6 protein-coding genes and 1 tRNA gene are annotated in these 7066 nt (G+C 44.4%); 6 read left to right on the top strand and 1 reads right to left on the bottom strand.

Going from position 1 to position 7066, the window contains the following annotated elements; genetic code table 11:
• The first annotated feature begins 18 nt into the window (after nt 1–18).
• Together F0251_RS10545 and F0251_RS10540 are read left to right on the top strand one after the other, a co-directional pair.
• Nucleotides 19–103: transfer RNA gene (locus tag F0251_RS10545), tRNA-Leu, on the top strand.
• 156 nt (nt 104–259) lie between these two features.
• Nucleotides 260–1306, top strand: a complete 1047-nt coding sequence (locus F0251_RS10540) for a lactonase family protein (RefSeq protein WP_171730938.1) — start codon at nt 260–262, stop codon at nt 1304–1306.
• Nucleotides 1307–1373: 67 nt separating this feature from the next.
• On the opposite strand, the gene F0251_RS10535 is transcribed toward F0251_RS10540, so the two are convergent.
• Entirely contained in the window at nt 1374–2549 is a 1176-nt protein-coding gene (locus F0251_RS10535; RefSeq protein ID WP_171730937.1) for a 2-octaprenyl-3-methyl-6-methoxy-1,4-benzoquinol hydroxylase, read from the bottom strand.
• A 307-nt stretch (nt 2550–2856) separates the two neighbouring features.
• On the opposite strand from F0251_RS10535, the gene miaB reads away from it, so the two are divergent.
• The 4 genes from miaB to corC all read left to right on the top strand — a co-directional run bounded on the left by miaB (nt 2857) and on the right by corC (nt 7039).
• Complete coding sequence (gene miaB / locus F0251_RS10530; RefSeq protein ID WP_105059135.1) at nt 2857–4281, top strand: tRNA (N6-isopentenyl adenosine(37)-C2)-methylthiotransferase MiaB; 1425 nt, start codon at nt 2857–2859, stop codon at nt 4279–4281.
• A gap of 165 nt (nt 4282–4446) precedes the next feature.
• On the top strand, nt 4447–5568 hold the full coding sequence (locus tag F0251_RS10525) for a PhoH family protein (RefSeq protein WP_171730936.1): 1122 nt from the start codon (nt 4447–4449) through the stop codon (nt 5566–5568).
• The gene (gene ybeY, locus F0251_RS10520; protein WP_061033215.1) at nt 5569–6030 is read left to right on the top strand and encodes an rRNA maturation RNase YbeY; all 462 of its coding nucleotides are present in this window, start codon (nt 5569–5571) and stop codon (nt 6028–6030) included. It abuts the gene before it with no gap.
• A gap of 118 nt (nt 6031–6148) precedes the next feature.
• On the top strand, nt 6149–7039 hold the full coding sequence (corC, locus tag F0251_RS10515; protein WP_004737645.1) for a CNNM family magnesium/cobalt transport protein CorC: 891 nt from the start codon (nt 6149–6151) through the stop codon (nt 7037–7039).
• Nucleotides 7040–7066 lie beyond the last annotated feature (27 nt).

Genomic DNA, 7066 nt, shown 5'->3' with positions numbered 1-7066 from the left:
TGACTACAAAGATTTGCTGCGGTCGTGGCGGAATTGGTAGACGCACCAGATTTAGGTTCTGGCGCCGAGAGGTGTGAGAGTTCAAGTCTCTCCGACCGCACCATCATTAAATAGAACCCAGCTTTTTAGCTGGGTTTTGTTTTATCTGGAATATGTAAATCTGATAACCCCGTCACCAAGTATTTCTCCCGATTTAATCACTTCATGACTTTTTTATAAGACAATGTCTGCTCCACTTTCTAATTGAGTATGACGCCTTATGAAAAACCTCACTTTAACGATCGGTTGCTACACAGACACTCCCAGTAAAAGCCAAGGCGTGTATCAGGCTCAGTTAGACTTGGAAAACGGTCAACTATTACCTTTAGAACTCATTACAGATTGTACTAACCCATCTTTTGTCGTAGCGACCGAGCTTGGTATCTATACAGCGTCTGAAGTGGACCAACCCAAACAGCCACAGTTGATTCATATCGCTAATGCTAGCTCAAAGACCCCTAGTAATTCAGGTGCCATCTCTGGCGATCATCCTTGTCATGTCACCATAGATCCTAGCCATAAGTTTGCTGTTACTTCTCAATACTCATCAGGTTCATTCGATATTTTTAGTTTAAGTATCAATGGCAATATCGATAAACGACTTAAAACAATAGCTATGGTGGGGTCAGGACCAAACAAAGAGCGTCAGACCGCTCCACATGCTCATCAAAGTCTGTTCTTACAAAACTCACCACAATTTGTCACCGTCGATCTTGGCGCTGATCGAATCAATTTCTATTGCTTTGATGAAGAACAGGAAGAGTTTCTAGACGAACCGATGCAATCCATTAAAGTCCCTGCGGGCAATGGACCTCGTCATCTCGTCTTCAACAAAGACGAAGATAAAGCCTATGTAATCTGTGAACTCTCTGAAACGATACTGATGATGGAGAAAACTCTTGGGAAATGGAGTATTGTCGAAGAGATTGACGCACTTCCAAATATGGAAAAAGGAGAAGCAACGGCTGCAATAAAACTATCGCCGGATGAGCAATTTCTCTATGTCTCTTGTCGACATCAATCGATGATCAGTTGCTTCAGAATCGAATCTACAACGAAAGTGCCTATTTTTATTGATAGCTATAGTTCTGAAGGCAACTTCCCTCGTGATTTTCATATTACTCATGATGGTGAATGGCTTATCGCCGCAAACCAGCACACTAATAACATCACGTCATTCAAACGAAATACAGAAGACGGCTCTCTGGTTTACACAGGCTACTCATTAGAGCTAGATGCGCCAGTTTGTGTGACACAGCAGCGATAGACATCATAGAATATAAAAAGGAGAGCATTCGCTCTCCTTCTCTTTATAAAGTATCTGTAATACTCAATTAAAGGCCCAGAGCATACTTCAACACTTGAGCTTTAATCGGCCCTGAGTTCTCTGCTAGTTTGAGTGCAGCATTACGCACAAACTTAAGTGGACCAATATCATTACTGAACGTCTTATAGAAGAAATCCATACCGCTTTGCATCACTAGGTTGTCACCTCTTCTCATCACCTCGTAGCGTCTTACTACAGAATGATTCAGCTCGCCTTTTTCTTTGGTTACATCCAATAGCGCTGCAACATCTTTGAAGCCTAAATTCACACCCTGCCCTGCTAATGGGTTAATCGTGTGTGCTGAGTCTCCAACCAGAATGCAGTTGTTCTTAAAATAAGATTGCGCATGACGTCGAGTAAGAGGGAAAGAACCAGAGTTAAGTACTTTGATGTCCCCTAACTCCGCAGGGAAGTTAGCAAGTACTTCACTGCGTAGCTTGTCTGGGCTCATTGCCGATAGTTGCTTAATGCGAGATGGCGAGTCGTACCAAACTAACGAGCCCTGCCCAACTTCCTGCTCTCCTGAACTAAAAGAACATAAAGGGAGGAATGAACGCGGACCGCTCGGCAAAAACTGTTGCCAAGTAATGTCTTGCTGAGGGAGCTCAGTTTCTACATTAATAAGCATACAGTGCTGGCGGTAGTCCCAAGCAGTGATACCAATCCCCGCTTGCTGTCTAACCGCAGAATTCGCACCATCGGCACCAACCACCCATTTAGCTGACAACTCGATACCAGATTGAAGTTTAACGATATTAGTTTCGCCAAATTCGATAGAATCCAATTTTTCGGGACACAACAAGTCTAAGTTGTCATAAGCATCAAACTGAGACCATAAGCCCAATTGAATTAGTCGGTTTTCAACTATGTAGCCTAAACGCGGTAAATCAAGAGACGCAGCATCAAATCGAGTACGACATTCTGGGTGTTCCCAAGTCTCTAAGCGCTTGTAAGAGCAAACTCGCATTGCTGCTATGTTCTGCCATGCACCAAGATCGTCAAGTAAATCGACTGACGCCTGAGAAATCGCTGACACTCGAATATCCATCGCTTGCGACTCATCAAATGCTTGGGGCGCAAAACCTTCGATCACAGCAACCTTCAGTCCTTGCTTAGCAAAACCGATTGCTGTTGCCGCACCAACCATGCCGCCACCGACGACCACAATATCGTAACTGTTCATATTTTGTACTTATCAGTTTGATTCTTTGACTGTTTTCGATTGTACGTTTTCACAACGAACTTGTAACCAAAAACCTTATTTGAAAAATGGGTTACCCCTTGCTACATCTAGTGTTAACGAGAATAAAAACCACTTCCGAAGAGATTTTATCAGACCACTAGTCAGTCGGTTTTGAAACCAGTACAATACGCCGCTTGCCGCTAGGGTGAGCCATAAAATGAATACCTAATTATGGCCATCAACTCTCGCGGATAGATACCGGGCGATTTGCTCCCTTAAATTAAACTAACGATCGAGCGAACAAAAAATGAGTAAGAAACTGCTAATTAAAACTTGGGGCTGTCAGATGAACGAATACGATTCATCAAAAATGGCTGACCTGCTAAATGCCGCAAATGGCTATGAGCTAACTGAAGTACCTGAGGAAGCAGATGTACTACTACTGAATACTTGTTCTATCCGTGAAAAAGCACAAGAGAAAGTATTCCACCAGCTTGGTCGTTGGAAAACGCTAAAAGATAAAAAAGAAGGTGTGGTAATCGGTGTGGGTGGCTGTGTAGCGACTCAAGAAGGCGACCACATTCGTCAACGTGCGCCATACGTAGACGTTATCTTTGGCCCTCAAACACTGCACCGTCTTCCAGAGATGATCAAATCTTCTCTATCTAACGAAGCGCCAGTGATGGACATCTCTTTCCCTGAGATCGAAAAGTTCGATAGCCTACCTGAGCCTCGTGCTGAAGGTGCAACGGCATTCGTTTCTATCATGGAAGGCTGTTCTAAGTACTGTACTTACTGCGTTGTACCTTACACTCGCGGTGAAGAAGTTAGCCGTCCAATGGACGATGTACTGTTCGAAGTTGCTCAACTTGCAGAGCAAGGTGTACGTGAAGTTAACCTGCTAGGTCAAAACGTAAACGCATACCGTGGTCCAACTCACGAAGGTGATATCTGCACATTCGCAGAGCTGCTTCGTCTTGTGGCTTCTATCGATGGTATCGATCGTATTCGTTTCACCACAAGCCACCCGCTTGAGTTTGGTGATGACATCATCGCAGTATACGAAGATACACCTGAGCTTGTGAGCTTCCTTCACCTACCAGTACAAAGTGGTAGTGACCGTATCCTTACAATGATGAAACGTCCTCATACTGCTATCGAGTACAAGTCGATTATTCGTAAGCTTCGTAAAGCGCGTCCTGACATTCAAATCAGTTCTGACTTTATCGTTGGTTTCCCTGGTGAATCTAACCAAGATTTCCAAGACACGATGAAACTGATCAAAGACGTTGATTTCGATATGAGCTTCAGCTTTATCTTCTCTCCTCGTCCGGGTACACCTGCTGCAGACTACCCATGTGACGTGCCTGAGCAAGAGAAGAAAGATCGCCTATACGAACTACAACAAACGGTGAATACGCAAGCAATGCGCTACTCGCGCCTAATGCTTGGTACAGAGCAACGCGTATTGGTTGAAGGTCCATCGAAGAAGAACCTAATGGAGCTCCGCGCTCGCACTGAAAACAGCCGTGTTGTTAACTTTGAAGGTTCTGCTGATCTTATCGGCCAGTTCGTAGACGTGAAAATCACAGAAGTATTTGCTAACTCACTACGTGGTGAAGTAGTGCGTACTGAGAAAGACATGGATCTTCGCAGCGTGATCTCGCCAACTCAAATGATGGCGAACACAAAACGCGAAGACGAGCTAGGTGTAGCGACATTTACGCCATAAGCGAAACATCTAGGTTCAGCAAAAAGCTGACCAACAAAGCTTGAAATTACCTAACTAAGTGACCATCTTAGAGATAGGGAAATCGCCACTAGAAGCCCGGTCCCAATCGGGCTTCTTGCTCTTTGTTTGTTGAAAAGAGTGGGTGGCACAAAATGAGAGGCTAATTTGAGCAATAAAATCGTTACCCTAGAAATCAATCTAGAACCCGCAGATAACCATCGCCTTGCAAGCCTTTGTGGCCCATTCGATGACAACATCAAACACCTTGAGCGCCGTTTAGGTGTCGAGATTAACTACCGCAGCAACTTCTTCACTATTGTTGGTAAGCCTCACACGGCTGCTGCTGCACTCGATATTGTTAAGCGCCTGTATGTTGAATCTGCTCCGGTCAAAGGCACGATTCCAGACATCGAGCCAGAACAAATTCACTTGGCTATCAAAGAGTCTGGTGTTTTAGAACAGAATGTAGAATCTGATATTGAACACGGCAAAGAAGTGTTCATTAAGACCAAAAAAGGCGTCATTAAGCCGCGTACACCAAACCAAGCACAATACCTAATGAATATGGTGACGCATGACATCACCTTTGGTATCGGTCCTGCTGGTACCGGTAAAACGTATTTAGCTGTCGCTGCTGCCGTAGACGCATTAGAGCGCCAAGAGATTCGTCGCATTCTATTGACGCGTCCTGCGGTTGAAGCGGGTGAAAAGTTAGGTTTCCTGCCTGGTGACTTAAGCCAAAAAGTAGACCCATACTTGCGTCCACTTTACGATGCACTTTTTGAAATGCTGGGCTTTGAACGTGTTGAGAAACTGATTGAGCGTAACGTGATTGAGGTTGCACCTCTTGCGTACATGCGTGGTCGTACACTGAACGATGCCTTCATCATTCTTGATGAGAGCCAGAACACGACTGTTGAGCAGATGAAGATGTTCCTAACTCGTATTGGCTTCAACTCTCGTGCGGTAATCACAGGCGATATCACTCAAATCGATTTACCTCGCGGTGCAAAATCTGGCTTGCGTCATGCGACCGAAGTTCTAAGTGAAGTCGATGACATCAGCTTTAACTTCTTTATGTCGGAAGACGTGGTTCGTCACCCTGTGGTTGCTCGTATTGTTAACGCCTACGAGAAATGGGAAGCGAAAGACCAGAAAGAGCGCAAAGAGTTTGAGAAACGTAAACGTGAAGAGCGTGAAGCAAAACTTCTTGAGGCTCAGCAATCGGTTACGACACAATTAGCAACACAAAATAGTTCTGTGATTGCAGAACAAGGTGATAAATAGATGTCTATTGAACTAGACCTACAATTAGCGGTCGAAAATGAGCAAGGTCTTCCAACAGAGCAGGACATTCAGCTTTGGTTGGACAAGACCATACCTCAGTTTCAAAAGAGCGCTGAGCTTACTATCCGTATCGTAGATACAGAGGAAAGCCACCAGCTAAATCATGAATATCGTGGTAAAGACAAGCCAACTAACGTGCTATCTTTCCCATTCGAGGCTCCTCCTGGGATCGAGTTAGATCTTCTAGGTGACCTCATTATCTGTCGCCAAGTTGTCGAAAAAGAAGCAGAAGAGCAAAATAAGCCTCTGCTAGCACACTGGGCTCATATGGTTGTACATGGCAGTCTGCATCTGCTAGGTTATGATCATATCGAAGATGATGAAGCTGAAGAGATGGAGTCACTCGAGACAGAAATCATGCAAGCTATGGGGTTTGAAGACCCATATATTCTAGAAAAGTAAATCGATTCTAGTTAAGTAGATTGCAGAGAAACAATAACTCATCGAACCTGTAATGTTCAGGAATCTGAGTTGTGATGTGTGCTATCACACTTCTGATAGCGTTATTTTTTGAGAAATCATGAACGAAGGTAACCCCCCCACTTCTGAGGGAAGTAAAAAATCTGAAGGTCCGAGTAGAAAGTCCTTCTTTGAACGCCTAGGCCAACTATTTCAAGGCGAGGTAAAAGACCGCCAAGAGCTCGTAGACGTAATCCGCGACTCAGAAATTAATGACCTAATTGACCACGACACTCGCGACATGCTCGAAGGTGTTATGGAGATTTCAGAGATGCGAGTACGCGACATCATGCTACCTCGCTCTCAAATGGTTACAGTAGAACGCACCGATGATTTAGATACATTGATTGCGTTGATTACTGATGCTCAACACTCTCGCTACCCAGTGATCAGTGAAGATAAAGACCATGTTGAAGGCATTCTATTAGCGAAGGACCTACTTAAGTACTTGGGTTCAGACAGTGCCCCATTTGATATCGAACAAGTGATTCGCCCTGCGGTTGTTGTTCCTGAAAGTAAGCGTGTTGATCGCCTACTCAAGGAGTTCCGTGAAGAGCGTTACCACATGTCTATCGTTGTTGATGAGTTTGGCGGTGTCTCTGGCCTAGTAACCATTGAAGATATCCTCGAAGAAATCGTTGGTGAAATTGAAGACGAGTTCGACGATGAAGAAGAGTTAGATATCCGTAAGCTGAGCAAGCATACCTTCTCTGTTAAAGCTTTAACCACCATTGAAGAGTTCAACAACACGTTTGATACTGCTTTCAGTGATGATGAAGTGGATACAGTAGGCGGCATGGTTATGACAGCACTCGGTCATCTGCCAGTTCGTGGCGAAATTGTAGAAATCGAAAACTACCATTTCAAAATAACATCAGCAGATAATCGTCGCGTGATTCAGCTACAGGTAACCATTCCTGACGAGCAACCTCTTCCGACTATCGAAGAATAACCACTTCTCTCTAAAGAGATGACAGAA

It is taken from the genome of Vibrio sp. 070316B (assembly GCF_013114115.1).
Taxonomy (GTDB): Bacteria; Pseudomonadota; Gammaproteobacteria; order Enterobacterales; family Vibrionaceae; genus Vibrio; species Vibrio chagasii_B.
The sequence above is the reverse complement of the archived record's forward strand: the minus strand, read 5'-3'. Positions and strand labels throughout refer to the sequence as shown.